The sequence below is a fragment of the Pseudonocardia sp. OZ21 genome (assembly GCF_059359135.1).
This window is the reverse complement of sequence record NZ_JCADBN010000012.1, coordinates 93,577-119,781: the sequence shown is the minus strand read 5'-3', so window position 1 is coordinate 119,781 and position 26,205 is coordinate 93,577. Positions and strand designations below refer to the sequence as shown.

Sequence of the window (26,205 nt, the reverse complement as noted above, 5' to 3'; positions counted from 1 at the left end):
GCGCCGCGCCCCCGTCCGAGGTTCAGGAAAGCCACTTTCCTGCCCGCAGAGGGCGGCAAAGTGGCTTTCCTGAACCTCAGAGGCCCAGCTTCTCGGCGGCCAGGCGGGCGCCCTCCACGCGGGAGGTGATCTTCTGGAAGGCCACGTCCCTGGCGTAGTCGGGCGAGCCGTGGTTGGGCTTCTCGTCGATGGAGAAGGGTGAGAACCCGCAGTCGTCGGTGGAGCCGAGCTGATCCTTCGGGATGAAGTTGGCCGCCCGGATGAGCTGGTCGGCGATCTCCTGAGGGCTCTCCACCCGCGGGTTCTGGGGGTTGGTGACGCCGATGTAGGCCATCTGCGCGACGCCGTCGGCGTCGTCGCGCAGGTTCTTGCCGATGGTCTCGTACACCGGGTCCTTCTCCCGCTCCGACGCGAGCTGGATCAGGAAGTACCCGGCGTTGATGTCGAACATCGTGCCGAGGAGGTTGTTGTAGGGCACGTCGGCGGAGTGCACCGAGTCGCGGTCGCCGCCGGGGCAGGTGTGGATGCCGATGTTGCGGCGCTCCTCGGCGGAGAACCGGGCCATCACCCGGTTGTTGAGCTCGATGAAGTGCGGCAGGAGGCCCGCTCCCGTCCACGGGTTGCGGGGATCCTCGCGGGTGGCCAGCCTGCCCTCGGTGAAGTCCACCGACACCCGTTCGGCCCCTGCGGCGAAGGCCTCCCGGATGTCCTTCTCGCACTCGTCGATCAGCGCCGCCTCGAACTCCTCGCGGCTGTAGCCCTCCACCGGGTCCGTCAACGGGTAGAGCAGCGCCAGCATCGACGGCGCGATCACGGCCTGCTTCATCGGCCTGCTCGCGTACGGGATCGACTTGCGCAGCGTGTCGGCGGCGTGCTGGTTGTAGCGGAACGGTCCGTGCTCGAGCTTCGGCAGTTGGCGTCCGTGGCCATCGGCGAAGATCGCGAAGAACTGCCCGCCGGGGCCGAGTCCCGGTGCCAGCCCGGTGCCGGCCAAGGTGTCGGCGATCGGGTAGGTCGCGAACGACGACCAGCGCTGCTCACCGTCGGAGATGATCGGCGAGCCGGTGGCCTCGAACCGTTCGATCGAGTCCTTCACCGAGGCGTCCTGCAGCTTCTCGAGGTCGTCTTTGTTGATCTCGCCTGCGTCGTACTTCGCGTAGGCCTCCTGCAGTTTCGCGGGCCGGGGAAGCGATCCCACCGGCTCGGTGGGAACTCCGGTGGCCGTGCGCGGGTCGTAGGCCATTGTGGATCTCCTCCTCGAGAGTCCTGGACACGCGGACGCCGGGATCGACGTGATCCACGGACGCGGTACCGGCTGCCGGCGAATGCATGATCACGCACATCCGGCCCGGCACCCGTCGACGGCAAGGGAATAGGCGGCGCGGCAGCAGGAGACAGGTCTGTCTCACGTGGGCGAGGAAAGCGTAGTCGGGTCGGCAGGAACGGTCAACGAGAGGCGCCCGTTTACCTGAGCGTTCACGATTCAGGCAGATTCTCCCGTTCTTAGCCGGTTATCGACCGGTGTGATAGCCGCGACACCCGGTCGGGGTGCCGATGTCGTCCACCCGTGAGACCGACCTGTCTTGTGGTTCGCGTCACACAGTGGGAACATCAGCCAGGTCAGGCGCCCACCACCGCCGACCCGGAGGGCAACGCCCACCATGGCCGAGCTCGAACCGCGCAACTTCCTGCAGCCTTGCCTGCTGCTGCTCCTGCGGGAGCGGCCCGACCACGGCTATGAGCTCGCCGCGCGTCTTCGTCCCATGCACGACGGGGACGGTGACGCCGGTGGGGTCTACCGCGCGCTGCGCAGCCTGGAGCGGCAAGGACTGGTCCGCTCGGAGTGGCACACGTCCGACGTCGGCCCGGCCCGGCGCACCTACTACGTCACCCCGGACGGGGCGACCTGCCTCGACTCGCTCGCCGACAGCCTCGAGCAGACGCACGAGTCCCTGCACGTCTTCCTCGATCGCTACGCCCGGGTGGTCGCCGCCGCCAAGCGGGGATGCCCCGAGGGGAGCCGAATTGACCGTCGAGCTGACAGCTGCGGATACACGAACGGTGTTCACGCGGCGCGACGGGCCGATCGGCCTGCTGGCCACTGACGCGCCCGCTCTCGCCGCCGCCTGCCACGCCATGGCGCAGCGGTTCCACCGCGCGGGCCGCCTGCTCGCGTTCGGCACCGGCTGCTCCGCGGCCGACGCCGCGCACGTGGTGGTGGAGTTCGTGCATCCGGTGATCATCGGCAAACGTGCGCTGCCAGCGCTGTCGCTGCCCGGGGGATCCACCGGCTTCCGGGCCGAGCTCGGGCTGTTCGGAGAGGCCGAGGACATCGCGCTGGGCATCGCGCCCGACGGCGGCGACGCCGCTCTCGCCGACGGCCTGGCCGCGGCGCGGGACCGTGGCCTCCTGACCGTCGCGCTGCTGGGCGGGGCCGCAGCCGGCCCCGTCGCGTCGCTGGGTCTCGACCACGTCATCGCGGTGCGCTCCGACGACACCCGCATCGTGCGCGAGGGCCAGGTCACCGCCTACCACGTGTTGTGGGAGCTCGTGCACGTCTTCCTGGACGCTCCGGAGGTACTGGCATGAACCCGGCTGCCACGGACCCCGGCGGCCTGCCGCCCGACCCGCAACCCGGCGAGGTGTGCATCACCTGCTCGGACACGGCCGTGGCGGTCACGGTCACCGCCCTGCTCGGCGACGGGCTCGCCATGGTGGACACCGGTGCGGGTCCGGGCACCGAGGAGGAGGTCAGCGTCGCGCTCGTGGACGCGGTCGTGGGTGACACCGTCCTCGTGCACGCCGGCGAGGCCATCGCCAGGGTGGAGCCCGCGGAACCGACCCGGCACGGAGGCCGATGGTCATGAGCATCGAGTCGCTCTACCCCTTCCTGCACGCCGGGGCCGCTGACCTGGACGCCCTGCTGGCCGACGTCGCGCGGTCCACGGCGGAGAAGGTCGACGAGATCGGGCGGCTGCGCCGGGAGGTGGTGGCCGCCGACGACGCCCGGATGGCGGCCTGCGCCACCGCGATGGCGGAGCGCTTCGAGCGTGGCGGCAGGCTGCTGGCCTTCGGCAACGGAGGGTCGAGCACGGACGCGGCAGCGGTGGCCGCGCTCTGTGTCGACCCCGGCCCGGCGTGGCGGCCGCTGCCCGCCCTCGCGCTCGCGGCCGACGTCGCCACGCTCACGGCTCTCGCCAACGACGTGGGTTTCGAGAACGTCTTCGCCCGGCCGGTGGCCGCGGCGGGCCGCCCGGACGACATCGCGCTGGCGCTGTCCACGAGCGGAGGTTCGGCCAACGTGCTGCGCGGCCTGGCCGTCGCGCACGAGCGGGGCCTGCTCACCGTGGGGCTCGCCGGGTACTCGGGTGGCTCGATGGCCGAGGCGGCCGCCCGCGGGGAGATCGACCACCTCTTCGTGATGCCGTCGGCGTCGGTGCACCGCATCCAGGAGGCGCAGACCACCACCTATCACGTGCTGTGGGAGCTGGTGCAGCGCGCGCTGGGCCGTCCGTGACCGAACCGCCCGTGCAGGTCGAGCCGCGGGCCGCGGAGCGGGTGCGGGCCCGGATCCGGGTCAGCGGGATCGTGCAGGGAGTGGGGTTCCGGCCGTTCGTGCACGGCCTCGCCGGGCAGCTCGGGCTGGCCGGGTTCGTGGGCAACGACGAGTCCGGTGTGGTCATCGAGGCGGAGGGCGCCGCACCTGCCCTGGACGCGCTGCTCGCCGCCCTGCGGGACCGGCCGCCGGCGCTGGCGCTGGTCACCGACGTCGCCACCACGGACATGCCGGTGCGAGGGGACACCGCATTCGCCATCGCCGCCAGCTCCGCCGGCGGCCGCCGGGCCACCCTCATCTCGCCCGACACCGCGACCTGCGCCGCGTGCGTCGCCGAGCTTCGCGACCCGGCCGACCGCCGCTACCGCCATCCGTTCATCACCTGCACGAACTGCGGGCCCCGGTTCACGATCGTCACCGGGGTGCCCTACGACCGCGCCGCCACCACGATGGCCGGTTTCCCGATGTGCGCAGCCTGCGCCGCGGAGTACCACGACCCGGCCGACCGGCGGTTCCACGCGCAGCCCGTGTGCTGCCCCGGCTGCGGGCCCACCCTGCGGCTGGTCGACGCCGCAGGCCGCGAGCTCCCCGGTGAACCGATCACCGCCGCGGCGCGGCTGCTCGCCGAGGGCGGGGTGCTGGCCGTGAAGGGGCTCGGCGGCTACCACCTGGCGGCGCCCGCCGGGCACGAGCGTGCCGTCGCCGCGCTCCGGGCGCGCAAGCACCGGGAGGACAAGCCGTTCGCGGTGCTGGCCCCCGACCTGGACGTTGCCGGGACGCTCGGCGAGGTCGGCGCGGCCGAGGCGGCGCAGCTGACCTCCCGGCGCGCGCCCATCGTGCTGCTGCGCAGGCGCCCCGGCGCGCCGCTGGCCACCGCGGTCGCCCCCGGCAACGACCACATCGGCGTGCTGTTGTCCTACACACCCGTGCATCACCTGCTGCTCGACGAGCTCGCCGCTCCGATCGTGCTGACCAGCGGAAACGTCTCCGACGAGCCGATCGCCCACCTCGATGACGACGCCGTCGCCCGGCTCGCCGGCATCGCCGACGCCTTCCTCACCCACGACCGGCCGATCCGCACCCGCGCCGACGACTCGGTGCTGCGGGTGGTGGCCGGGCGCACCTACCCGATCCGCCGTTCGCGCGGCTACACCCCGGAGCCCCTGCGGATCGGCGTCGTCGCGGGGGAGCCGGTGCTCGGTTGCGGCGCGGAGCTCAAGAACACGTTCTGCGTGCTGCGGGGCGGGGAGGCGTTCCCGTCGCACCACGTCGGAGACCTGGAGAACGCTGAGACCTTGAGGGCGTACCTCGACGGCATCGAGCACCTCGGACGGCTGCTGGACGTGACGCCCACCGTGCTCGCCCACGACCTGCACCCGGAGTACCTGTCCACCAAGTACGCGCTCGCCAGGGCCGAGGCGGAGCCGGATCTGCGGCTGGTCGGGGTGCAGCACCACCACGCCCACCTGGCCGCGTGCCTGGCGGAGAACGGCGAGGCGGGGCCGGCGATCGGCGTCGCGTGCGACGGCCTCGGCTACGGCCCGGACGGGGTGCTGTGGGGCGGCGAGGTGTTCGAGGTCTCCCTCACCGGGTTCCGGCGGCTCGCGCACCTGGAGCCGGTACCGCTGCCCGGCGGCGCCACGGCGATCCGGCAGCCGTGGCGGATGGCCGCGGCCTGGCTGCACGCCACCGGTACCGACCCGGCGGGTCTCGCCGTCGCGGCCCGCAATGCTCCGCAGTGGACGCAGGTGGAGCGGCTGCTGCGCTCCGATGTGGACGTCCCGGTCACCACGAGCGCCGGTCGCCTGTTCGACGCCGTCGCGGCTCTCGTGGGGATCCGGGACCGGGTGAACTACGAGGGCCAGGCGGCCGTCGAACTGGAGCAGGCCGCGTCGGCGGTGGGGGAGTGCGACGGCTATCCCGTGCGGCTCGAGGGCGAGCTGATCCGGGCGGGCGACCTCGTGCGCGCCGTGGTGGCGGACCTGCGGGCAGGCACCCCGGCCCCGGTGATCGCCGCCCGCTTCCACACCGGCCTGCACGACGGGCTGGTCGCGGCGGCCGTGCGCGCCGCCGCGGACACCGGTCTCGACGCGGTGGCCCTGTCCGGCGGGGTGTTCCAGAACATCAGGCTCCTGGAGGGGGTGTCCCGGCGGCTGACCGAGGCCGGGCTGCGGGTGCTCGTGCACTCCCGGGTGCCGTGCAACGACGGCGGGATCAGCCTCGGGCAGGTGGCGGTGGCCGCTGCGACGATCTCCTGACGCGATCTGGACACATATCGCGGCTCGGTGGCGGGTTCTGATCGCGTTATGTGGCCATGTCGCGCAAAAACAACGCACGGCAGCGCCCGATGGTTCAGGCCGCCTGTTATGAGGTATGCCATGCGGCCGGGCTGAACACCTGCATCCGCTCGGCCGTGTCTGGATATGTCGGCCGGTGCAGCAGGCGGCGGCTCACGACAGGAGGCCCGAAATGTCCCGAAGCTCGATTCGCCGGGTCCTGGTCGCCGCGGTCGCCGGGGCGGCGGCGGTCGCCGCGCTGACCTTCGGGACCGGCACGGCGTCCGCCGCGGAGCCGACGGCAGCCATGTCCACCGCCGCAACCACCCAGTACGCTTCGAACGTGGTGGTGGCGGCAGGCGTTGCCGGCGAGTTCGACATCTTCGACGCCTCCGACTTCGAGGGCGGGTTCGCCGACCTGACCAACTCGACGATTCCCGATCTCACCCCGCTCAACCTCAACGACAAGATCTCCTCGGCCGTCAACAACTCGAACACCAAGATGTGCTTGTTCACCGACGCGAACTTCAAGGGGCAGCGGATCGAGTTCCCCCCGCACACCCAGATCCAGCAGTTCCCGGTGAACCTCGACAATGCGGTCACGTCGGTGAAGCCCTGCTGACAGGGCACGCGGGTCACATCGCGCCGGTCGTGCGCGAGAGGTGCTCCAGGAACCAGTCGCGTGCCGCCTGGGACGCCACGACGAAACCGTCACCGGTGTACGCGGCGAAGTGCCCGCCGGGCAGGAACACGATCCTCTTCGGCTCGGCCGCCGTCCGGTAGGCCGACGCCGCCAGGTTTCCGCCGGTCAGCCCGTCGTCGCGGCCGACGATCATCAGTAGTGGTGTCGGCGTGATGTCCGGCAGGTACCTCGCCGGCTCGTAGCCGTAGAAGTTGTCCAGGCTGCGCAGCGTCACCTCGTTCGGCCAGCTGGGGTCGAGCTCCGCCCGGGCGTGGGTGAACCACTCGTAGGAGTCCTGCGTCGGTAGCCCGACCAGCTCGCCGGGATCGTTGCCGATGACCGGCACGGTGGTCGCCGGCTCGCCCATGGCCCGGGCCCGCCGGTCGGCGGTGAACACGGCCGGGCCGACGACGTGGTTGTCGACCCGGGCGAGGTTCGCGTAGGTCGCGCGCCCGCTGATGAACGGCGCTTGCCCGCTGACCGCCGAGACCCGGCGGTCGATGGCGGCGACCACGAAGGCGTGCGCGGCCGAGAAGCTCGTGCCCCACACCCCGATCCGGTCCGGATCGACGTCGGATCGGTTCTGTGCGCAGGTGATGGCGTGCTGGTAGTCGCGAACCTGTTCCCACGGGTCGACCTCGTGACGCGGCTTCCCCGGCGCCGCTTCGGAGTCACCCCAGCCGCGGTTGTCGAAGACCAGAACCGACAGGCCGGAAGCAGCGAACACCTCCGCGAACCGGTCGAGGTACATGCGCTTCGTCGACGTCCAGCCATGGGCCATGACCACGCAGGGCGCCGGGCCGGCCGCCCCCTCGGCCTCGTAGAACCAGCCGCGCAGCACAGCGCCTTCGGCGTCGAACTCGATGTCATGACGCACGGGTGTCTCCTGGCCTGCCGACGTGGTCGGCGATGAACGCCGCCAGGTCGTCGATCTCCTGTCCGGCGACGTCGTGACCCAAGCCGGGGTAGACGTGGATCTCGGCGGTGGCGTGCTCCTTGAGCCAGCGTTCGGTGCGCTCGATGGCGTGGTCCGGAATGACCCGGTCGTTCTCGCCGCGACCCCAGTAGACAGGGGGCACCACCGCGGCCAGGGTCGTGTCGCCGGGGTGGGGATCGCGCACGACGAACCCCGCCAGGCTCACGCCGTAGGCGAAGCGCTCCGGGGCGTGCCGCATCAGCTGGTGCACCATGGCGCCACCCTGGGAGAACCCGAGCAGGCCGATCAACGGCGCGTCGAGAGTGCGCACCCAGTCCAGAACGTCGTCGGTCGCGGCGTCGGCCACGTGGGGCCGAGGATCGCCGATCGGGTTCCCTGCGCTGGGAAACCAGGCGTACCCGCCCGCTTCCGGGATGCGCGCCCTGACCGAGGCGACCACGAGGTCTTCCGGCAGCCGGGGTGCGAGCCGCCGATACAGATGGGTCTCGTCGTAGCTCCAGCCGTGCAGCATCACCAGCACGGGCCGCTCACCGTGCCTGCCCTCGGATTCCGACCACAGCACCGCGTCGCGGTTGATCCCGGGTTTCATCGTTCCGACTGTGCCCGCGCCGAATGAGTCACGTCCAAGACCTGATCGGTTCTCTGTGATGCCCTGAACGCACCACACCCTCGGAGTGGGCTATTCCTGGACGAAGACCATGGTCTGCAGGCGTACCGCGTCCTGCCCCGGCGGCACCCCGAACATTCGCCGGTACTCGCGGCTGAACTGCGAGGGGTTGTCGTACCCGACGGCGTATCCGATCGCGGCCACGTCGTGTGGTGCCGCGATGAGCTCGATGCGGGCCTTCTGCAGTCGGATCTGCTTCTGGTACTGCAGCGGGCTCATCGCGGTGACGGCGCGGAAATGGCGGTTGAGGGACGAGACGCTGGTGCCGATATCCGAGGCGAGGTCGTCGATGCGGATCACGCGGTCGTACCGGGACTTGATCCACCCGATCGCGCGGGCGACGAGGGCCAGGCGGCTGTCGGCCATCCCGGCCTGCCTGATCAAGGCCGCCTGCGGGCCGTTCAGCAGCCGCCAGTGGATCTCGCGTCGCACCCCGGCCGCCAGTACCCGCAGGTCACGTGGCTCGTCCAGCAGACGTGTCAGCCGGACGAGGGCGTCGAGCAGGTTGTCGTCCGCCTCGCTCACCGACATGCCGGGACCGTCGTGCGGGCGGATCGTGGTGGGACCGGCGTCCACCAGCAGTTGCGCGATGGTCGCGGGTTCGAGCCGCAGCCCGAGCGAGAGGAACGGCTCGCCGGGGCCGGCGCGGATGATCTGCGAGGTCAGCGGAAGGTCAACGGTCGCCACGGCGACCTGGCCGGGGTGGTGCTCGAAGACATGGTCGCCGAGGACCGAGCGCTTCGCGCCCTGCACGACCAGGGCGAGCATCGGTTCGGTGACCGAGCCCATGGGCTCGGTCACGCGGTCGGCGGCGAACACCATCACGCCCTCGATCCACAACGGGCGCGGATTGCTCCCGGCGAGCCGCGCGACCCGGCGACCGACCTCGTCCAGGTGGTCCATCGTCCGAGTCAACCACGGCAGAGGGCGCAAATGCACCACGACGATCCGGCCGAGGTTGGGCGGATCGTGCAACGGATCGCCCGCATCGGTCTAGGTGATCACGTCGCCGGCGCCTTCACTGGAGACGTACTGGAGACCGCCCCACCGGCGTCTCGTCGTCCTATCGGCCCGGAGGCCACGATGTCCCTCGATTCCTACGTCACCCTCGGCCGGTCGGGCCTGCGGGTCAGCCCGTTCACCCTGGGCACCATGACCTTTGGTGAGGACTGGGGCTGGGGAAGCAGTGCGGAGGAGTCCACGAGGATCCTCTCCGCCTATCTGGACCGCGGCGGGAACTCGATCGACACCGCCAACCTCTACACCAACGGCCACTCCGAGAAGATCATCGGCGACCACTTCGCGGGCCGGCCGTCGCTGCGTGACCGCGTGGTGCTCGGCACGAAGTTCTTCGGCAATCTGCACGAGAAGGACCCGAACGGCGGCGGACCCAGCCGTAAGGCGATCGTGCAACAGCTGGAGAGCTCGCTGCGACGCCTGCAGACCGACTACGTCGACCTGTACTGGCTGCACAACTTCGACCCGGTCACGCCGATCGAGGAAACCCTCCGCGCGCTGGACGACCAGGTCAGCGCCGGCAAGATCCGCTACATCGGCTTCTCCGACGTGCCGGCGTGGGCGACCGCCGAGGCGGCCACGCTCGCGCGGTTGCGCGGATGGGCTCCGATCATCGCGCTGCAACTGGAGTACTCCCTGCTCGAGCGGACCTCGGAAGGTGAGCTGATCCCGATGTCGCAAGCCATGGGGATGGGCGTGATGCCGTGGTCGCCGCTGAGGGGCGGGTTCCTGTCGGGTAAGTACTCCAGCGCCACCACAACCTCGGTCGACACCACCCGAGGGCGGATGCCGAGCGAGGCGGACCTGGTGGTGATCGACGCCCTCAACGCCATTGCTGACGAGGTCGGCGCGACGTCGGCCCAGGTTGCCCTGGCCTGGGCGAAGGGGCGCCCCGGGGTCACTTCGACGGTGATCGGCGCGCGCCGGATGGACCAGTTCGAGACCAACCTCGGCGCCCTGGACGTGACGCTCAGCGATTCCCAGCGCGCCGCGCTCGATGACGTTTCGGCTCCCACTCTGAACTTCCCGGCCGAGAACAACAGGCTGCTCGCGCCGACTCTTCAATTCGCGGGAGCCACCGTGGACGGTCATTCATCGGTGGTGTCCCCGCTGCTGCGAGCCTCCGACACCCGTTACTGACCGCGGCGCCGGCGGGCGGCAATGCCGAGCGGGCATCACAGAACGCGGAACAGGTGTTGGACGGACACCGGGGCGGCGGAGCACCTTCGTGGTGCACGTGATGCGAGAAAAGGGAGTTGTCATGAGAGTCTTTCTGACCGGCGGGTCGGGCTACATCGGCCGGGCCACGATCGCCGAACTGGTCGACCAGGGCCACACGGTGGAAGCACTCGCCCGCAGCGAGCGCGCCGAGGAGTCCGTCACGGCGGCCGGTGCGACCGCGGTTCGCGGCGCCCTGACGGACCTGGATGTGCTGAAGGACGCTGCGGCCCGCGCGGATGGGGTGATCCACCTCGCCCAGGCGACCTCGGGGGAGGAGGACCTCGCCGCGGCCACCGCGATGCAGGACGGTGTGGGCGCTGGCACCTACGTGCACACCGGTGGTAGCTGGGTCTACGGCGACACCGACGGGGTCAAGGACGAGACCGCGCCGTGGAACCCGCCCGGCGCGGTGGCCTGGCGCAAGCCCGTGGAAGACGCCGTGCTGGCGCGGTCGGCCGACGGCGGACGCCCCGTCATCGTGCAGCCCGGCCTGCTCTACGGCGGTGACAACCGCCTGATCGACGACTTCTTCGTCCGGCCCGGCCGGAAGAACGGCGCGATCCCCTACATCGGCGACGGTGGCAACCACTGGGCGCTGGTGCACATCGACGACCTCGCCCCGCTCTACGTGGCCGCCTTGGCGGCGAAGGCCGGTTCGGTCTACCTGGGGGTGGGAGGAGTGAACCCGACCGCGAGGCAGGTCGTCGAGGCGTGTGCGCACGCCGTGGGCCTGGACGGGAAGACCACGTCGATCACGCTCGAGCAGGCTCGTGCCGAGATGGGGCCGATCGCGGACGCGTTCGCTCTCGACCAACAGTTCACCCCGGCCAAGGCACAGCGGGAGCTGAGCTGGCGGCCCCGGCACACCGACCCCCTGAGCGAGTTCGCCCAGGGCTGAGCGGCGGCACGGTGCGCGAAGGCGGTGCACACCTCACGCGGTGAGCGCCCCCGCCCGCCGGCGCAGCCAGGTGTACCACTGCTCCAGGCCGTCCCCTCTGGTGGCGGAGATCTCCAGCACCTCCACCGCGGGGTTGGCCCGGTGGGCGGCCGCGACGCAGAACTCCACGTCGAAGTCGACGTAGGGGAGCAGGTCGACCTTGTTGACCAGCATCAGGTCGGCCGTGCGGAACATGTGGGGGTACTTGAGCGGCTTGTCGGCCCCCTCGGTCACCGACATGATCACGATCCGGGCCTCCTCCCCGAGGTCGAAGAGCGCCGGGCAGACCAGGTTGCCGACGTTCTCCACGAACAGCAGCGACCCCTGCTCGGGGGCGAGGGCACGCAGTCCCGCGGCGACCATGTCGGCGTCGAGGTGGCAGCCCGCGCCGGTGTTGATCTGGATGACACGGGCCCCCGTCGCACCGATGCGCTCGGCGTCGAGCAGCGTCTCCTGGTCGCCCTCCAGGACCGCGCAGGGCAGTTCACCGCCGAGGTCGGTGATCGTGCGGGTGAGCAGGGTGGTCTTGCCCGAGCCCGGTGAGCTCATGAGGTTGAGCGCGACGACGTCCCGCTCCGCGAGCCACCGGCGGTTGCCCCCGGCCAGGTCGTCGTTCTTGGCCAGCAGGTCGATCTCGAGGGCGACGGTCCGCGAGTCCGGCTCGCGGTGCCCGTGCCCGTGCCCGTGGGGGTGCTCGTGGTCACCGTGCGGGTGGTCGTGGCCGGCGGCCGCCGGGTCCGTCACCCGCACGCCGGCGTCGTCGGAGCAGCCGCATGTCGCGCACACCTCACACCACCTCCACCTCTCGGATCCGCAGCTCGCGGCCGCCCTGCACCTCGATGTCCGCGCTGCCGCAGTCGCACAACGGCAGCACCTCGCCGGTCTCGAACGCCGCGCCACAGGTGCGGCACACCGCCCGGCCCGGCGGCTCGTCGATCTCCAGTACGGCGCCCTCGCACGTGGTGCCGGCCGCCACCATCTCGAAGCAGAACCGCACGGCGTCCGGCACGAGACCGGACAGCCGGCCGACCTCCAGCCGGATGCGGCGGACGCGGGCGTCCTGCATCCGCTGGGTCACGGTGCTGACGACGGTCTGGGTGATCGACAGTTCGTGCACGTCAGCGCGGCTAACAGATCCGGGGCAGGGGGTCGCCCACCAGGAGGTCGACGATCCGCGTGCCGCCGAACGCCGTACGCAGCAGCACCAGCCCCGGCGGGTCGTCCTTGATCGTCCCGATCACGGCGGCGCCCTCGCCGAGCGGATGCGCGTGCAGCGCGGCGAGCGCCGCATCGGCCTGCTCCGCTGCGACGACGGCGACGAGCCGGCCCTCGCAGGCGACGTACAGCGGGTCGATGCCGAGCAGCTCGGACGCCCCGTTGACGACCGGCCGCACGGGCAGCGCGGCCTCGTCGAGCACCACGGCGACCTGAGAGGCCACCGCCACCTCGTTGCAGATCGTGGCGACGCCACCGCGGGTCGCGTCCCGGAGCAGCCGCACGCCGTCGCCCGCGGCGTCGAGCAGCCCGGCGGTGATCTCGTGCAGCGGGGCGGTGTCGGAGACGATGTCGGCGGAGATGTCGAGCTCGCCGCGCGCCAGCATCACGGTGATGCCGTGGTCACCGATCGGGCCGGAGACGAGCACGACGTCGCCGGGCTTCGCCGCCGCGGCCGACAGCACGACCGGGCGCTCCAGCACGCCGACGCCCGCGGTGTTGATGTAGCAGCCGTCGGCCTTGCCGCGCTCGACCACCTTCGTGTCGCCGGTGACGATCTGCACCCCGGCCGTGGCGGCGGCGGCGGCCATGGACGCCACGATGCGCTGCAGGTCGGCGACCGGGAAACCCTCCTCCAGGATGAACCCGCAGGACAGGTACAGCGGCCGCGCCCCGCACATCGCCAGGTCGTTGACGGTGCCGTTGACCGCGAGGTCACCGATGTCGCCACCGGGGAAGAACAGCGGTGACACCACGTAGGAGTCGGTGGTGAACGCGAGCCGCCCGGTGCCGCCGTCCGCCCACACCGGGGCGAGCTGGGCGCCGTCCTCCAGCCGCTCCAGCACCGGGTTGCGGAAGGCGTCGAGGAACACCGCCTCGATGAGCGTCTGCGTGGCCTTGCCACCCGCCCCGTGGGAGAGCGTGATCCGCTCCTCCTTGATCTTCGCCTTGCGGGCGCGGGCCTTGGCGATCCGGGCCAGCACCTGCTCCTCGCGGGTGAGGTGCTCGGCGCCGGCGTGGGGGTTCTGCGCCTCCTCGGCGGCGGCCTTGGAGACCGCCTCCTCCGCCCAGTTCGCGCGCGTCGGGATGGTCGAGCCGAGATCCTGGGTCATGTCCGGGTCGCCTCCTTCACGCGATCCCGGCTGAAGCGGCCGAAGTTGTAGTACGCGGCGCACGCGCCCTCCGACGACACCATGCACGTGCCGATCGGGGTCTCCGGCGTGCAGGCGGTGCCGAAGACCTTGCACTCCCACGGCTTGAGCACGCCCTTGAGCACCTCGCCGCACTGGCAGGCCTTCGGGTCGGCGACCCGGACGCCGGGCACGGAGAAGATGCGCTCGGCGTCGAAGCGGGCGTAACGCTCCCGCACCTGCAGTGCCGAGTGGGAGATGAAGCCCAGCCCGCGCCACTCGAAGTGCGGCCGCAGCTCCATCACCTCACCGATCACCTGCAGCGCCTTGGGGTTGCCGTCCCACGGCACCACCCGCGCGTACTGGTTCTCGATCTCGCAGCGGCCCTCCTTCAGCTGCACCAGCAGCTGGTACACCGACTGCAGGATGTCGAGCGGTTCGAAGCCCGCGCAGACCAGCGGCTTGTGCGCGTCGCGCGCGATCCACTCGTAGGGGCGGCACCCGATCACCGTGGAGACGTGGCCCGGGCCGAGGAAACCGTCCAGGCGCAGGTCGGGGGAGTCGAGGATCGCCTTGATCGCCGGAATGATCGTGACGTGGTTGCAGAAGATCGAGAAGTTGTCGAGACCCTCGGCGGCCGCGCGCAGCACGGTCATGGCCGTGGACGGCGCGGTGGTCTCGAACCCGATGGCCATGAACACCACGCGCTTGTCCGGGTTCTTCCGCGCGATCTTCAACGCGTCGAGCGGCGAGTAGACCATCCGGATGTCGGCGCCCGCCGCCTTCGAGTCGAAGAACGAGCCGCGACCACCCGGTACCCGCAGCATGTCGCCGAACGTCGTGAGGATGACGTCGTCGCGCTCGGCGATCGCGATGGCGTCGTCGACGCGGCCCATCGGGATCACGCAGACCGGGCAGCCCGGGCCGTGCACCAGCGAGACGGTCTCCGGCAGGTAGTCCTCGAGGCCGTGCTTGTAGATGGTGTGGGTGTGGCCGCCGCAGACCTCCATGAACTTGTAGTGCCTGCCGGGCTCGCACAGTGCGGCGATCTGCGTCGCCAGCGTGCGGGCCATGCCCGCATCGCGGAACTCGTCGACGAACTTCATCGCCGTCCCCTTACCTTGGCCGGGAGTCGCTAGGTGATGTCGCTGGCGGCGAGCGCTTCGAGCTCGTCGGTGTAGGCGTCGCCGAGCCCGGTGAGGAAGTCCAGGGACGCCTTCGCCTCGGCCTCGTCGATCTTCGACAGCGCGAAGCCGACGTGGATGAGGATCCAGTCACCCGGTTTCAGGTCCTCGTCGTGCAGCAGCCCGATGTTCACCGCGCGCTTGACGCCCTCGACGCTGACCATCGCCAGGTCCTCGTGCTCGGTCATCAGCTCGATCACTTCGCCGGGAATGCCCAGGCACATGGGGATCTCCTCCTACATCCGGCGCAGGTCCCGGTACCGGGCGATCTCGGCGCGGGACTGCAGGGTCAGCACGGTGGCCGCGGCCATCCCGGCCACCAGCACGAACAGCAGCGTCTTGCGGATCATCTCGGAGCTCCTTCGTCGATCATGAGAACGGTGACCAGTGCCGTGACGGCCAGCGCGGCGGGTTCCACCGCGGCGGCCACCGGTGGGCTCAGGCCGATGCCTTCGGCGAGCACGGCGGGCTCGCAGCCGACCACGAACACGCGGTCCACCGGCCGGGGCAGGCCCAGCGACCCGGCCAACCCGTCGAGCAGCGCGAGCACGGCGTCGGGGTCCATGCCGTGGCCGTCGAGCGCGGCATCGGTCGTGCGGGAGCGGGAGCCGTCGAGGTCGTGCTCCAGCGTGTAGAGGGTGCCGGGCGCGCTGCCGCGCTGCACCGCGTCGACGATCACCAGCGCGCGGTAGCCGTCGAGGAGCTGGTAGGCCAGATGCATGCCCCGGATGCCGGTGTCGACGAGCTCGACGCCGGCGGGCAGCTCCCCGTCGCGCCGCAGCTGCTCGATCACCGCCACGCCGAACCCGTCGTCGGAGAGGAAGACGTTGCCCACCCCGGCGACGAGCACCCGATCGGCCGACCCCGGGCCGGTCACGACAGCGCCTCGAGCTCGTCGGGATGGAAGTAGCGGAACCGCCCGTGGGCGAGCTGCATGTCCGCGCCGGGGTCGTCGTCCACCGACACCGCGACGTGCACCCCGCCGTCGACGTCGTGGACCACGGCGTGCACGGTGGCGCGCATCCCCTCGAGGAAGCGGTCCTGGATGTCACCCCTGCGGCCGGGCCGCAGCACGACCTGGCTGCCCTTGGCCACCGGGACGTCGCCCACCATCACCGCGTCGGTGTCGGGGTCGACGGCCGCGTCCTGCCCGGGGTCCCACCAGGGCTGCTGCTCGGGCGGCTGGGCCGCCGGGCTGTCGGCGCCGAAGGCCGCGCTGCTCGTGTCGAAGACCGGGATGCCGACGGACGTCGCTCCGGCGGGCCGCATCGAGCGGATCGCCCCGTGCAGCCGTTCGAGGATCTCCGGCGGCATGGCGTCGACCGCGTCGATGATCCCCGCGGCCCGCGGGTCGGTCGCGCGGGCCTCGGCCTTCTCCTCGTCGGTGAGCACGAGGGTCCGCAGGGTGAGGATCTCGTCGTTCTCCAGCCCGTCGAAGAGGTTGATCGTGCTCTCCGGGGCGAGCTGCGGGTGGTCGGCGAGGATGATCGGCGAGGACAGCACGAGGTCGTTGCGGTCGTCCGGGCCGGCGAGCACCGGCCAGGTGTGCTCGTTGACGCACTCCTTCGTCGCGGGCTCGGCCCACCGCGGCGGGTCGGTGAGCGAGAGGAACGTGCCGGGGCGGGCCGCGATCAGCGTGTGCGCCGCGATGAGCGACGTGCGCAGCACCTCCTCGCGGGGCGCGCCGGGCGCGCACGAGCTGTCGTTGACGATGTCGAGCCGCAGCCGGTGCACCAGGTAGGGCCCCGGGAGGTCGGTGGCCGAGACCACGAGCCGCGCGGCCACCGGCCAGCACTCGCGCACGAGGCGGCCGGCCACGGCACCGCCCGCGTCGCGGATCTCCTCGACGTCCCGCGACCCCGGCAGCAGGACCCACACAGTCACCTCGTCGCGCAGGAGGCGGTCGAGGCTCAGCTCGGCGTCGACGTAGCGGGGCACGCCCTCCTCGAAGCGGAGGTGGCGCTGACCGTCGACCACCAGTTCCTCCACCGGCGTGCCGTCCGGGCTGCGGGGGGACCGGGCCTGCAGCTGCAGGCAGCGCAGCCGGACGTGCAGCTCGCCGCCTCCGCCGGGATCGGGTTCGAGCAGGCACTCCATGCGGTTGCGTGTGGGCTCGGTGTCGTCGCTCGCCGGGGTGAGCACGCCGAACTGCCAGCGCAGCCGGTTCTTCTGCGCCGAAGCCCGGTAGGGGTAGAGCAGGTAACCCTCGAACAGCACCGCGTCGGCGACGGCGGCCACCTGGTCGAGCACGGGGTCGGCGGAGTCGCGCGTGCTCACGGGCCGGCCTCCTTCAGCAGCCGCTCGAAGGTGTCGTCCCAGTTGGGGATCACCCGCTCCGAGCGGTAGGCCGAGAGGGCGTCGAGGGTTCTGGTGCTGACCCGCACCCACGCCGCTCCCGGGAAGTGCTCGTCCATCGCGGCGCGCCAGGTGGCCACCGGGAGCCGGAACGCCGCCTCCTCGTGCCACGACACGAGCCCGATCTGGACGCCGCCGGGCGTGGCGTAGTACACGGTGCCGGAGAAGAGCATCAGCAGGGGAATCTCACCCTCGGTGAGGCCGTGGAAGTACTTCGTGGCGGCGATGTCGAGGTCGTAGGTCAGCGGCACCGCGATCGGCACCGTGGTCTCGCCGGTGAAGCCGGTGACGGTGGAGCCGACCTGGGCGAACTGCAGGGCGTTGAGCGTCTCCCCCCACCGCGACGGCTCCCCGAACAGGTCGACGAGCTTCGCCGACTCCTCGGCGGTGTAGGTCCGCCCGCGCGGCTCGATGCGGATCTGGGTCTTGAGCGCCACCGAGTGCACGCGGCGGCCGCTGTCCTCGCTGATGCGCAGGTCGAACAGGAGCGACGGGCCGGCCGCATAGGGCTCGGGCCGGGCTCCGGTACAGGCGAACTGCAACACGTCAGGCCTCCGGTTCGGGCGCGACCGCAGGTGGGAGCGGCCGGGCCTCGGCGCGCAGAGCCTCGAAGAACCCGTCGATCTCCCGCCACGCCTCGGTGCCGCCGTCGAACCCGCGCCAGTGCAGGCGCACCAGCCCCACGAGCCGGTAGCAGGCGTCGATGGGGACGAGCAGGCACTCGGCCGCTCGCCCCTGGGCGCCGCCGGACCCCGCCTTGTCCCGGCGGACCAGCAGGGCCTCGACGTCGGGCTCCAGCTCGGCGGCCAGCCGCCCCCCGCCGACCCCCGCCGTCCACGCCTCGAGCCCCAACTCGCTCTCCGTGGCCCCGGCCGGGCTCGGGTAACAGGCGATCAGCTTCTGCTGAGCCGAGTTGCGCAGGAAGAAGGCCATGCCGACCGGGATCTGCAGCGCGTCCCACTGCGCGTCGGAGAGCCGGAAGTCGGGGTCGGACAGGTACCGGTCAGGGACGCGGCGGTAGCCGCCGCCACCCGCGCCGGGGTTGTCGAACAGGAAGCCGCACGGCCCGCACGCGCAGATCATCCGGCGCTCGGCGACCTGCACGAGGTGCGGGTGCCGCTCAGGTACCGGCGTCGCGCAGAGCTCGCAGACCTCCTGCACCGGAGCCTGGTCAGGAGGATCGGCCAGGAACCGGCGCAGGGAGGACAGTGAGGCCACTCAGCCCACCTTCTCCTGCGACGGAGGGCGTACGCCGATCTGCAGCAGCGCCGGGCCCGCGGGCGCGGCGTCGAACACCACGCCCGCCACCTCCGGGGCCAGCTCGCTGATCGACGCGGCCACCACGTCCTTGATGGTGTCCGTCCCGCAGCCGCCGCCCGCCACCTGGACGTGCACCCGGCCCTCGTCGTCGATCCCGTCGAGGGTCAGGCCCGTCCCGTGGGAACCGAGCTTGCGCCGGGACGCGTCCAGCGCGTGCCCCAGCCGCTGCTCGACCGGCACGGGATGCAGGTCGTGCAGGGCGAGCAGGCCGGCGACCAGCGGATCGGCCGCCATGCGGTGCACGATGGTGTCCCCGGCACCGGCCCGGACTATGGAGACCATCTGCTCCAGGCCGGCGCCGTAGAACTTCATCAGCACCCGCACCAGCTCTTCCGCGGCATGCCCCACCGCGGGACCGCCGTCGGCCGTGATGCCCTCCAGGAGCTCCTCGATGCGTCCGGCGAGTCCTTGCGGGTCGAGGTCGGTCGATGCCACCGCTGCCGCTCAGATCGTGTTGAGCATCGACGGCGACGTCATGCGGTGCAGCGGTTTCCCGTCGCCCTTGTACATGTGCACGCCGCACGGCAGGCACGGGTCGAAGCTGCGGACCGCGCGCATGATGTCGATGCCCTTGAAGTCCTCGTTGCGGCTCTCCTCGAAGATCGGCGTGTTCTGCACCGCGTCCTCGTACGGGCCCGGTGTGCCGAACGAGTCCCGCACGCTGCCGTTCCACGGCGTCGGCGGGTACGGGTGGTAGTTCGCGATCTTGCCGCCCCGGATCACCATGTGGTGCGACAGCACGCCGCGGACCGCCTCGGTGAAGCCCACGCTGATGGCCTCGTCCGGGACCACGAACTTCTGCCAGGTCTTGGTGTTGCCGCCGCGGACCTCGGCGAGCGCCTTCTCGATGAAGTGCAGCGCGCACCCGGCCGCGTAGGCCTGGAAGTAGGTGCGTGCCCGGTTGCGCTCGATGGCGTTGGACAGCGGCCGGCCCTGCTTGTCGTGCGGGATCTTCCACTCGAAGCTGACCTCGGGCTTGAGCACGGTGCGCGGCAGGTTGATCTGCACGCTGTGCCCGGTGGCCTTGATCTCGTCGATGTTCACGAGCCCGCCGAGCGCCGTGGCCCACAGCCGGGCCAGCGGGCCGCCGCCGGTGTCGAGTGCGAGGTGGTCCGTGCCGTCGTACCAGCGCGGCGACATCGTCCAGCTGTACTTGTCGTCGAAGTCGCGCTTCTGCGGCGCCGGGATCGTGTGCTGGTTCCACGGGTGCCTGCGGTCGACCGGGTTGCCGAGCGGGTCGTGCGTGGCGAAGGTCTCCTGGTCCTCCCAGTCCCGGTAGAAGGAGCTGCCGAGCAGGATCCGGATCCCGAGGTTGATGTCCACGAGGTCGTTGGTGACCAGCTTGCCGTCCACCACGACGCCGGGGGTGACGAACATCTTGCGGCCCCAGCCGGTCATCGTCCGGTACTGGAAGTCGCAGTGGTCGGGGTCGTTGAACGCGCCCCAGCAGCCGAGCAGCACCCGCCTGCGGCCGACCTCCTCGTAGCCGGGCAGCGCCTCGTACATGAAGTCGAACAGGTCGTCGTGCATCGGCACGACGCGCTTCATGAACTCCACGTAGCGCATGAGCCGGGTGTAGTAGTCGGTGAACAGCTGGATCGTGGCCACCGTGCCGACGCCGCCCGGGTACAGCGTGGAGGGGTGCACGTGGCGCCCCTCCATCAGGCAGAACATCTCGCGGGTGTACCGGCTGACCTGCAGCGCCTCGCGGTAGAAGTCACCGGTGAACGGGTTGAGCGCCCGCATGATGTCGCCGATGGTCTTGTAGCCGTGGTCGCTGCCGTGCGGCGACTCGGTGCGGTTGGCGAGCTCCAGCACCCCGGGATTGGTCTCCGCGATCATCCGCTCGCAGTAGTCCACCCCGACCAGGTTCTCCTGGAAGATGTTGTGGTCGAACATGTACTCGGCGGCCTCACCGAGGTTGATGATCCATTCGCCGAGGTGCGGCGGGCGGACGCCGTAGGCCATGTTCTGGTTGTAGACCGAGCAGGTCGCGTGGTTGTCGCCGCAGATGCCGCAGATACGGCTGGTGATGAAGTGGGCGTCGCGCGGGTCCTTGCCCTTCATGAAGATCGAATAGCCGCGGAAGACCGACGACGTGGAGTGGCACTCCGCCACGCGCTTCTGCGAGAAATCGATCTTGGTATAGATCCCGAGGCTGCCGACGATCCGGGTGATCGGATCCCAGGCCATCTCGGTGAGGCCGGTCTTGTCGGTGCCCGTGCTGCTCGGCTTTGCCTGTGTGGTGGTCATCGACGCGTTCCCCTTACCAGGACTTCGTGAAGCCGGTGGTCAGCTCGCGCCCGTTCTTGCGCCAGCTCGGTTCCTTGTCGAGCTTCCGCTCGGTGATACCGCGCAGCCGGCGGATGATCCCCCCGTACGCACTGCTCGCGGCGCCGGAGATCCGGCTGCCCGGAGGGGCGTCCATGAAGGGCATGAACTTGTCGGGGAAGCCGGGCATCGTGCAGCCGATGCAGATCCCGCCCACGTTCGGGCAGCCGCCCACACCGTTGATCCAGCCCCGCTTGGGGACGTTGCACTTGACGACGGGGCCCCAGCAGCCGAGCTTCACCAGGCACTTGGGCGACCCGTACTCGGTGGCGAACTGGCCCTGCTCGTAGTAGCCGCCGCGGTCGCAGCCCTCGTGCACCGTCTGGCCGAACAGCCAGGTCGGACGGCCCGCGTCGTCCAGCGGGATCATCGGCGCCGCGCCGGTGGCCTGGTAGAGCAGGTACAGGATCGTCTCGGACAGGTTGTCCGGGTGCACCGGGCAGCCCGGCACGTTGACGATCGGGATGCCGGCGGGGGTCGTGAAGTTCCAGCCGAGGTAGTCGCGCACGCCCATCGCGCCGGTCGGGTTCCCGGCCATCGCGTGGATGCCGCCGTACGTGGCGCAGGTGCCCACGGCAAGCACGACGAGGGCCTTGGGCGCCAGCCGGTCGAGCCACTCGCTCGTGGTCATCGGCTGCCCGGTCTCCGGGTTGTTGCCGAATCCCGACCAGTAGCCCTCCGGCTTGATCTTCTCGTTGGGGATCGAGCCCTCGATCACGAGGACGAACGGCTCCAGCTCACCGCGGTCGGCCTTGAAGAACCACTCGATGAAGTCGTTGTTGCCGCCCACGGGCCCGTTGTCGAAGTCGATCAACGGCCAGTGCACCGCGATCTTCGGCAGGCCCGGAAGTGCGCCGAGGGCGATCTCCTCGATGCTGGGCTGGGTGGCCGCGGTGAGTGCGACGGAGTCGCCGTCGCAGCTCAGACCCGCGTTGATCCACAGAATGTGGACGGTCGGCGCCTCGGCCTCCGTGGCTCCCGTGCTGGACGCTTCGGTGGTGGACATAGCCGTCCCCTCGATGGCGCCGCCCCGGAGGAAAGCGCCTGTCCGACGTGGTGGGTGTGTCCGTTCTAACGGCCTCGGCGGAGCGCGGTAAGTGATCGCTGTCACTAGGTGTCGTGCGCACTGACCAGATCGGGTGGTACTTGATCGCTGGGACGCCACTCGTGATATTGGCCACGGGTTGCGTGTGCTACGTCCGGGCGGCAGAAATGGAAGTCCCCGCTTATTGTCCGAACGCGAGGGTCGGACCAGCCGGCTGCATTTCACCGGATGAATTCGATCGTGGGACGCGGGGGGATCAGGAGTACGGGGTGGCGCTGACACGGAGATCGTTCATGAGGGGCCTCGGGGTCACCGGGGGAGCGGGGATGATGTACGGGGCGATGTCCGCGGTCGGGCTGGCTCCGGCGGCGGCGGAGGTGCCGTTCCGGGAGCCGATGCTCGGTGACCTCGTCGGGCGGGCGCCCGGGCACCACTCGGTCACCGTCCTCGGTGCCGGGCCCGCCGGTCTCTGCACGGCGTACGAGCTGGGCAAGGCGGGGTACGACGTGACCGTGCTGGAGGCCCGGACACGTCCCGGCGGCCGGGTGTGGTCGATCCGGAGCGGGACGCAGGAGACCGACCTCGACGGCGAGACGCAGCGCTGCACGTTCGCCGACGGCCAGTACCTGAACATGGGCGCCACCCGGATCCCGCAGGGGCACGTCACGATCGACTACTGCCGCGAGCTGGGCGTCGAGATCCAGGCGTTCCCCAACCTGAACGCGAACGCGATGGTCAACTACACGAGCGACACCCCGCTGACCAAGACCTCGATCACCCAGCGGGCGGCCAAGGCCGACACCTTCGGATACGTGGCGGAGCTGCTGCAGAAGGCGTCGTCGAGCGGCTCGCTCGACGACGTGCTGAGTGCCGACGACAAGCAGGCGCTCGCCGAGTTCCTCAAGGACTTCGGCGACCTCGGTAGCGACGGGCGCTACGTCGGCTCCAGCCGGCGCGGCTACCTCTCCGAACCGGGCGCGGGCACCGACTACGGCACCCGACTTCCGCCGCCGCCGAGCCTCTCCGACGTGGTGCGCAGCGGGATCGGGCGCAACTTCGGGTTCGACCTCGAGAACGACCAGGCGATGATGATGTACACGCCTGTCGGGGGGATGGACCGCATCTACTACGCGTTCCTGCGCAAGCTCGGGAGCCGCGTCAGCTTCGGCACGGTCGTGACGGCGATGCGCAACGTCCCCGACGGCGTCACCGTCGACTACACCGACGGCGGCGCCACCCGGTCGATCACCAGCGACTTCGTGGTCTGCACCCTGCCGCCGCACCTGGTCGAACGGCTGCGCACCAACCTTCCCGCCCCGGTGCTGGCCGCGTTGCGGGCGCCCAAGGCGGTGGCGTCGGGGAAGCTCGGCATCGAGTACTCGACGCGCTGGTGGGAGGCTGAACAGCGGATCTACGGCGGCATCAGCAACACCGACAAGGACATCAGGGAGATCATGTTTCCCTACGACAACTTCCACGGCGCACGGGGCGTGGTGGTCGGCTACTACAACACGGGGAAGCGCCAGGAGATCTTCGAGCCGCTGCGCCACCGCGACCGGCTGGCCAAGGCGCTGGCGGAGGGGTCGGAGATCCACGGGGACAGCTACACGAAGAACATCGCCTCGTCGTTCTCGGGCAGCTGGCGCCGCATCCGCTACTCCGAGTCGGCGTGGGCGTCGTGGAGCTCCAGGAGCCCCGAGTACAAGCTTCTCCTGCAGCCCGTGGACCGGATCTACTTCGCGGGCGACCATCTCTCGAACGCGATGTCGTGGCAGCACGGGGCGTTGACCTCGGCCCGCGCCGCCGTCGCCGCCGTGCATGCCCGGGCCGCCGGTACGCGCTGACTGCTACGCCATGATCTCCGCGACGATGCGCTCGGCGTAGGTGCGCAGGAGCCCGGCGAGCTCCGCGTCGTCGCTGTTGACGCGTCCGGTCCTCCCGATCGCGGCGATGCACCCGATCACCGTCGTCCGGCTGTCGCGCAGCGGCACCGCCAGCGCCGAGCGGCCCACCTTGATCTCGTCCACCTCGTGGGCGACGCCGGACTCCCGGATCCTGCCGAGCTCGACCGCGAGGGCGTCCGGTTCGACGATGGTGCGCCCGGTCAGCGGCCGCAGCGGCCCGCGGGGCTCCAGCCCCGGCCGGTGCGACAGCAGCAGCTTGCCGATCGCCGAGGCGTGCAGGTGCGTGCGGATGACGCTCTCGCCCGCCAGTTCGTGGTCGGGATCCCGGTCCACCAGCCGGATGCGGTCCTCCGCGTAGGACGCGACGAAGATGCCGAACCGCACGCGGGCCCGCAGTTGCTCCACCACGGCGTGGGCGGTCGAGAAGTCCTCGGCGGCCGGGGCGCCCACCTCGCCCGCCAGCTCGCGGGTCCGGCGGCCGAGCGCGAACCCCGACAGGTCGGAGACCCGCACGAGGAACCCGTCGGCGACGAGGAGGTTCAGCAGCCGGTACGCCGTGGCGGGCGGGATCCCGCTGAGGCTCGAGATGTCCCTCGCCGTGGCGCCCGATCCGAGCTGCGCGACCGCCTCCAGGAGCATCAGCGCCTTCTGTGCCGCCCGCGTCTCATGGCCGCCTGGCTCGTGTGGCCGCTGCGAGACCGCGCCCATCAGGCGGCGTCGGGGTCGGGAGGTGGGGTCTCGCGCGGTCGTGGCCTGCGCCGGGGCGGGGCTCTGCCGGCGACGAGGACGGGGTTGCCGTGGGCGTCGGGGGCGAACACCCCCGCGCCGGGCAGGACGTCGGCGGACTCCGCGCAGTCGAACGCACCCACCCTGGCGAGGTCCCCCGGGCGGCGTCGGCGCAGGTGGCGGTGCCAGACCGCGCCCGCCGACAGCAGCGCGACGATCACGGCCGGCGCCCCGACGTCGGCGTCGACGGCGCGCGCGACCAGCAGGTAGGCCAGCAGCGCGACTCCCGCCAGGCTCGCCACCAGCGCCCAGCCGACGGCGCCGGGAGTCTGCTCCCGGATCCGGCGCAGGAACCGGATCGACGCCACGGCCACGAGGACGTAGGCCGCCACGACCATCGCCCTGACGACGTCGCGCAGGGTGTCGGCCACGGGGTGGGGCGCGATGAGGGCGCTCGCCGCGGTGACGAGCAGCACGATGCACAGCAGCGCCGCGTACGGGGTGCGGAACCGGCGGTGCACCACGGTGAAGAACGGCGGCAGCAGCCGCTCGACCCCCATCGAGTACACGAGCCGGGACGCCGCGTGCGACGACGCCGTGGCCGACGCGAGCCACGAGCAGGTCAGCCCGAGGTTGAGGGCGATCACGAGCGGTGCGGACGCGCCGGAGGCCGTGCCGCGCAGGTAGGCCTCGACGAGGGTGTCGGCGCGGCCGGTCCAGGCGGCCCACGCGGCGAAGACGAACAGCCCGCCGCAGATCAACGGCGTCAGCAGGACCGTGCGGGTGATGGTGACCAGCGGGCGCTTCGCCTCGGGGCCGAAGAACGTGGCGCTCTCGAACCCGGCCAGCGCGAAGATGGCGGCGAGCGCGACGTACAGCAACCCGTGCGGTGCCCCGGTGGGCGCCGGGGGCGCGGGCCCCGCGGGCGGCAGCAGGGTCAGGGCCACGATGAACAGCAGGGACCCGGCCTCGACCGCCAGGAGCGCGAGCGTGGCGAACCGGGCGCCGCGCACCAGCACCGCCAGCGCCACGGCGGCGACGGCGGCGTGCATCGCGACCGTGCCCGCGCGCCCTGTGACGTCGATCCCGAGCTCGCCCAGCACGGCGGTGAGCGCCGCGGTGCCGCTGTAGAGAGTGAGCGTCGCGCTCCCCAGGTACTTGACGAGGATCGCGACCCCGGTGGTGATCGCGGCCCGCGTGCCGAGGCCCTGGAACACGAAGCTGTACAGCCCGCCGGCCGCGGCCTGCCGCCGCGTGAACCGGGTGACGCACAGGGCGATCAGGAAGATCAGGATCGTCGCGCCGAGGATCGTCAGCAGCCCGGTGAGGGGCGACGCGTACCGCAGCACGGTCATCGGCAGGACCACCATGGACGCCGCGGGCGCGGTGGTGGCCACCGACTGCGCGAGCACCTCGACGCCGGAGAGCCTGCGTCGTCCGAGCGCGCGCAACGGCGAGACCGCGGGACGCTCGGGCTCCCCGGCGGTGAACGACCGGCTGATGGCGTCCGAGAGCGCCGACATCGTTGCCTCCGGAGTCGCCTGGCCACGACTAGTGCGGTGATCAACCGGAAGCTAGGACCGCCGTGTTGCGGTGAGGTTGCCCGCAGGGGTCGAACCGCCGCCTCGCGAGTGGGAACGGCGCCGGGCTCTCCCACTCGGGGCGCGCCGAATCGTTCGCGGCGCGTCCTCTGCCCGAATTC

The 26,205-nt window shown here is 71.1% G+C and carries 27 protein-coding genes; 9 read left to right on the top strand and 18 right to left on the bottom strand.

Annotated features, from left to right (window positions below; all coding sequences use genetic code 11):
* Nucleotides 1-76: 76 nt before the first annotated feature.
* Nucleotides 77-1,243 (bottom strand): uroporphyrinogen decarboxylase/cobalamine-independent methonine synthase family protein, encoded by a 1,167-nt coding sequence (locus AC5L35_RS25740; protein WP_495062265.1) that lies wholly within the window; start codon nt 1,241-1,243, stop codon nt 77-79.
* Nucleotides 1,244-1,661: 418 nt separating this feature from the next.
* Here AC5L35_RS25740 and AC5L35_RS25735 point away from each other — a divergent pair, with 418 nt between their 5' ends.
* The 6 genes from AC5L35_RS25735 to AC5L35_RS25710 all read left to right on the top strand — a co-directional run bounded on the left by AC5L35_RS25735 (nt 1,662) and on the right by AC5L35_RS25710 (nt 6,454).
* Nucleotides 1,662-2,105, top strand: coding sequence for a helix-turn-helix transcriptional regulator (locus AC5L35_RS25735; RefSeq protein WP_495062264.1), 444 nt, complete (start codon nt 1,662-1,664; stop codon nt 2,103-2,105).
* Nucleotides 2,062-2,589 carry an SIS domain-containing protein gene (locus AC5L35_RS25730; RefSeq protein WP_495062263.1) on the top strand — a complete coding sequence of 176 codons (528 nt, stop codon included), beginning with the start codon at nt 2,062-2,064 and terminating at the stop codon, nt 2,587-2,589. Before AC5L35_RS25735 ends, AC5L35_RS25730 begins: the two co-directional genes overlap by 44 nt.
* The gene (locus AC5L35_RS25725) at nt 2,586-2,867 is read left to right on the top strand and encodes a HypC/HybG/HupF family hydrogenase formation chaperone (protein ID WP_495062262.1); all 282 of its coding nucleotides are present in this window, start codon (nt 2,586-2,588) and stop codon (nt 2,865-2,867) included. The genes AC5L35_RS25730 and AC5L35_RS25725 overlap by 4 nt, the downstream gene beginning before the upstream one ends.
* Nucleotides 2,858-3,517: a D-sedoheptulose-7-phosphate isomerase gene (locus AC5L35_RS25720; RefSeq protein ID WP_495062261.1), complete on the top strand. Its 660-nt coding sequence runs from the start codon at nt 2,858-2,860 to the stop codon at nt 3,515-3,517. Before AC5L35_RS25725 ends, AC5L35_RS25720 begins: the two co-directional genes overlap by 10 nt.
* On the top strand, nt 3,514-5,814 hold the full coding sequence (hypF, locus tag AC5L35_RS25715) for a carbamoyltransferase HypF (RefSeq protein ID WP_495062260.1): 2,301 nt from the start codon (nt 3,514-3,516) through the stop codon (nt 5,812-5,814). Before AC5L35_RS25720 ends, hypF begins: the two co-directional genes overlap by 4 nt.
* Nucleotides 5,815-6,025: 211 nt before the next feature.
* The gene (locus AC5L35_RS25710; RefSeq protein WP_495062259.1) at nt 6,026-6,454 is read left to right on the top strand and encodes a peptidase inhibitor family I36 protein; all 429 of its coding nucleotides are present in this window, start codon (nt 6,026-6,028) and stop codon (nt 6,452-6,454) included.
* Between the two features lie 13 nt (nt 6,455-6,467).
* On the opposite strand, the gene AC5L35_RS25705 is transcribed toward AC5L35_RS25710, so the two are convergent.
* The 3 genes from AC5L35_RS25705 to AC5L35_RS25695 all read right to left on the bottom strand — a co-directional run bounded on the left by AC5L35_RS25705 (nt 6,468) and on the right by AC5L35_RS25695 (nt 9,021).
* On the bottom strand, nt 6,468-7,391 hold the full coding sequence (locus AC5L35_RS25705) for an alpha/beta hydrolase (RefSeq protein WP_495062258.1): 924 nt from the start codon (nt 7,389-7,391) through the stop codon (nt 6,468-6,470).
* Nucleotides 7,381-8,040: an alpha/beta hydrolase gene (locus AC5L35_RS25700; protein ID WP_495062257.1), complete on the bottom strand. Its 660-nt coding sequence runs from the start codon at nt 8,038-8,040 to the stop codon at nt 7,381-7,383. Before AC5L35_RS25700 ends, AC5L35_RS25705 begins: the two co-directional genes overlap by 11 nt.
* Before the next feature lie 90 nt (nt 8,041-8,130).
* Nucleotides 8,131-9,021 (bottom strand): AraC family transcriptional regulator, encoded by an 891-nt coding sequence (locus tag AC5L35_RS25695; protein ID WP_495062256.1) that lies wholly within the window; start codon nt 9,019-9,021, stop codon nt 8,131-8,133.
* 30 nt (nt 9,022-9,051) lie between these two features.
* Between AC5L35_RS25695 and AC5L35_RS25690 the strand changes: the two genes are divergently transcribed.
* Both AC5L35_RS25690 and AC5L35_RS25685 read left to right on the top strand, forming a co-directional pair.
* The gene (locus tag AC5L35_RS25690; RefSeq protein ID WP_495062255.1) at nt 9,052-10,275 is read left to right on the top strand and encodes an aldo/keto reductase; all 1,224 of its coding nucleotides are present in this window, start codon (nt 9,052-9,054) and stop codon (nt 10,273-10,275) included.
* 121 nt (nt 10,276-10,396) lie between these two features.
* Complete coding sequence (locus AC5L35_RS25685) at nt 10,397-11,254, top strand: NAD-dependent epimerase/dehydratase family protein (protein WP_495062254.1); 858 nt, start codon at nt 10,397-10,399, stop codon at nt 11,252-11,254.
* A gap of 33 nt (nt 11,255-11,287) precedes the next feature.
* On the opposite strand, the gene hypB is transcribed toward AC5L35_RS25685, so the two are convergent.
* The 12 genes from hypB to AC5L35_RS25625 form a co-directional block, all read right to left on the bottom strand.
* Nucleotides 11,288-12,079, bottom strand: a complete 792-nt coding sequence (gene hypB / locus AC5L35_RS25680) for a hydrogenase nickel incorporation protein HypB (RefSeq protein WP_495062253.1) — start codon at nt 12,077-12,079, stop codon at nt 11,288-11,290.
* A gap of 1 nt (nt 12,080) precedes the next feature.
* Complete coding sequence (locus AC5L35_RS25675) at nt 12,081-12,410, bottom strand: hydrogenase maturation nickel metallochaperone HypA/HybF (RefSeq protein WP_495062252.1); 330 nt, start codon at nt 12,408-12,410, stop codon at nt 12,081-12,083.
* 10 nt (nt 12,411-12,420) lie between these two features.
* Entirely contained in the window at nt 12,421-13,620 is a 1,200-nt protein-coding gene (gene hypE, locus AC5L35_RS25670; RefSeq protein ID WP_495062251.1) for a hydrogenase expression/formation protein HypE, read from the bottom strand.
* Complete coding sequence (hypD, locus tag AC5L35_RS25665; RefSeq protein WP_495062250.1) at nt 13,617-14,744, bottom strand: hydrogenase formation protein HypD; 1,128 nt, start codon at nt 14,742-14,744, stop codon at nt 13,617-13,619. Before hypD ends, hypE begins: the two co-directional genes overlap by 4 nt.
* 29 nt (nt 14,745-14,773) lie before the next feature.
* Entirely contained in the window at nt 14,774-15,046 is a 273-nt protein-coding gene (locus AC5L35_RS25660) for a HypC/HybG/HupF family hydrogenase formation chaperone (RefSeq protein ID WP_169396387.1), read from the bottom strand.
* Nucleotides 15,047-15,168: 122 nt separating this feature from the next.
* Nucleotides 15,169-15,699, bottom strand: a complete 531-nt coding sequence (locus AC5L35_RS25655; protein WP_495062249.1) for a hydrogenase maturation protease — start codon at nt 15,697-15,699, stop codon at nt 15,169-15,171.
* The gene (locus tag AC5L35_RS25650) at nt 15,696-17,099 is read right to left on the bottom strand and encodes a hypothetical protein (RefSeq protein ID WP_495062248.1); all 1,404 of its coding nucleotides are present in this window, start codon (nt 17,097-17,099) and stop codon (nt 15,696-15,698) included. Before AC5L35_RS25650 ends, AC5L35_RS25655 begins: the two co-directional genes overlap by 4 nt.
* Nucleotides 17,096-17,722: a DUF6084 family protein gene (locus tag AC5L35_RS25645; protein WP_495062247.1), complete on the bottom strand. Its 627-nt coding sequence runs from the start codon at nt 17,720-17,722 to the stop codon at nt 17,096-17,098. The genes AC5L35_RS25650 and AC5L35_RS25645 overlap by 4 nt, the downstream gene beginning before the upstream one ends.
* Before the next feature lies 1 nt (nt 17,723).
* On the bottom strand, nt 17,724-18,395 hold the full coding sequence (locus AC5L35_RS25640) for a DUF5947 family protein (RefSeq protein ID WP_495062246.1): 672 nt from the start codon (nt 18,393-18,395) through the stop codon (nt 17,724-17,726).
* The gene (locus AC5L35_RS25635) at nt 18,396-18,932 is read right to left on the bottom strand and encodes a NifU-related iron-sulfur-binding protein (protein ID WP_495062245.1); all 537 of its coding nucleotides are present in this window, start codon (nt 18,930-18,932) and stop codon (nt 18,396-18,398) included.
* Between the two features lie 9 nt (nt 18,933-18,941).
* Nucleotides 18,942-20,750 carry a nickel-dependent hydrogenase large subunit gene (locus tag AC5L35_RS25630; RefSeq protein WP_495062244.1) on the bottom strand — a complete coding sequence of 603 codons (1,809 nt, stop codon included), beginning with the start codon at nt 20,748-20,750 and terminating at the stop codon, nt 18,942-18,944.
* 13 nt (nt 20,751-20,763) lie between these two features.
* Nucleotides 20,764-21,834, bottom strand: a complete 1,071-nt coding sequence (locus AC5L35_RS25625) for an NADH-quinone oxidoreductase subunit B family protein (RefSeq protein WP_495062243.1) — start codon at nt 21,832-21,834, stop codon at nt 20,764-20,766.
* 332 nt (nt 21,835-22,166) lie between these two features.
* Between AC5L35_RS25625 and AC5L35_RS25620 the strand changes: the two genes are divergently transcribed.
* Nucleotides 22,167-23,717, top strand: coding sequence for a flavin monoamine oxidase family protein (locus tag AC5L35_RS25620; RefSeq protein WP_495062242.1), 1,551 nt, complete (start codon nt 22,167-22,169; stop codon nt 23,715-23,717).
* A 3-nt stretch (nt 23,718-23,720) separates the two neighbouring features.
* On the opposite strand, the gene AC5L35_RS25615 is transcribed toward AC5L35_RS25620, so the two are convergent.
* Nucleotides 23,721-24,485, bottom strand: a complete 765-nt coding sequence (locus AC5L35_RS25615; protein ID WP_495062241.1) for an IclR family transcriptional regulator — start codon at nt 24,483-24,485, stop codon at nt 23,721-23,723.
* Nucleotides 24,485-26,026: an APC family permease gene (locus tag AC5L35_RS25610; protein ID WP_495062240.1), complete on the bottom strand. Its 1,542-nt coding sequence runs from the start codon at nt 26,024-26,026 to the stop codon at nt 24,485-24,487. The genes AC5L35_RS25615 and AC5L35_RS25610 overlap by 1 nt, the downstream gene beginning before the upstream one ends.
* Nucleotides 26,027-26,205 lie beyond the last annotated feature (179 nt).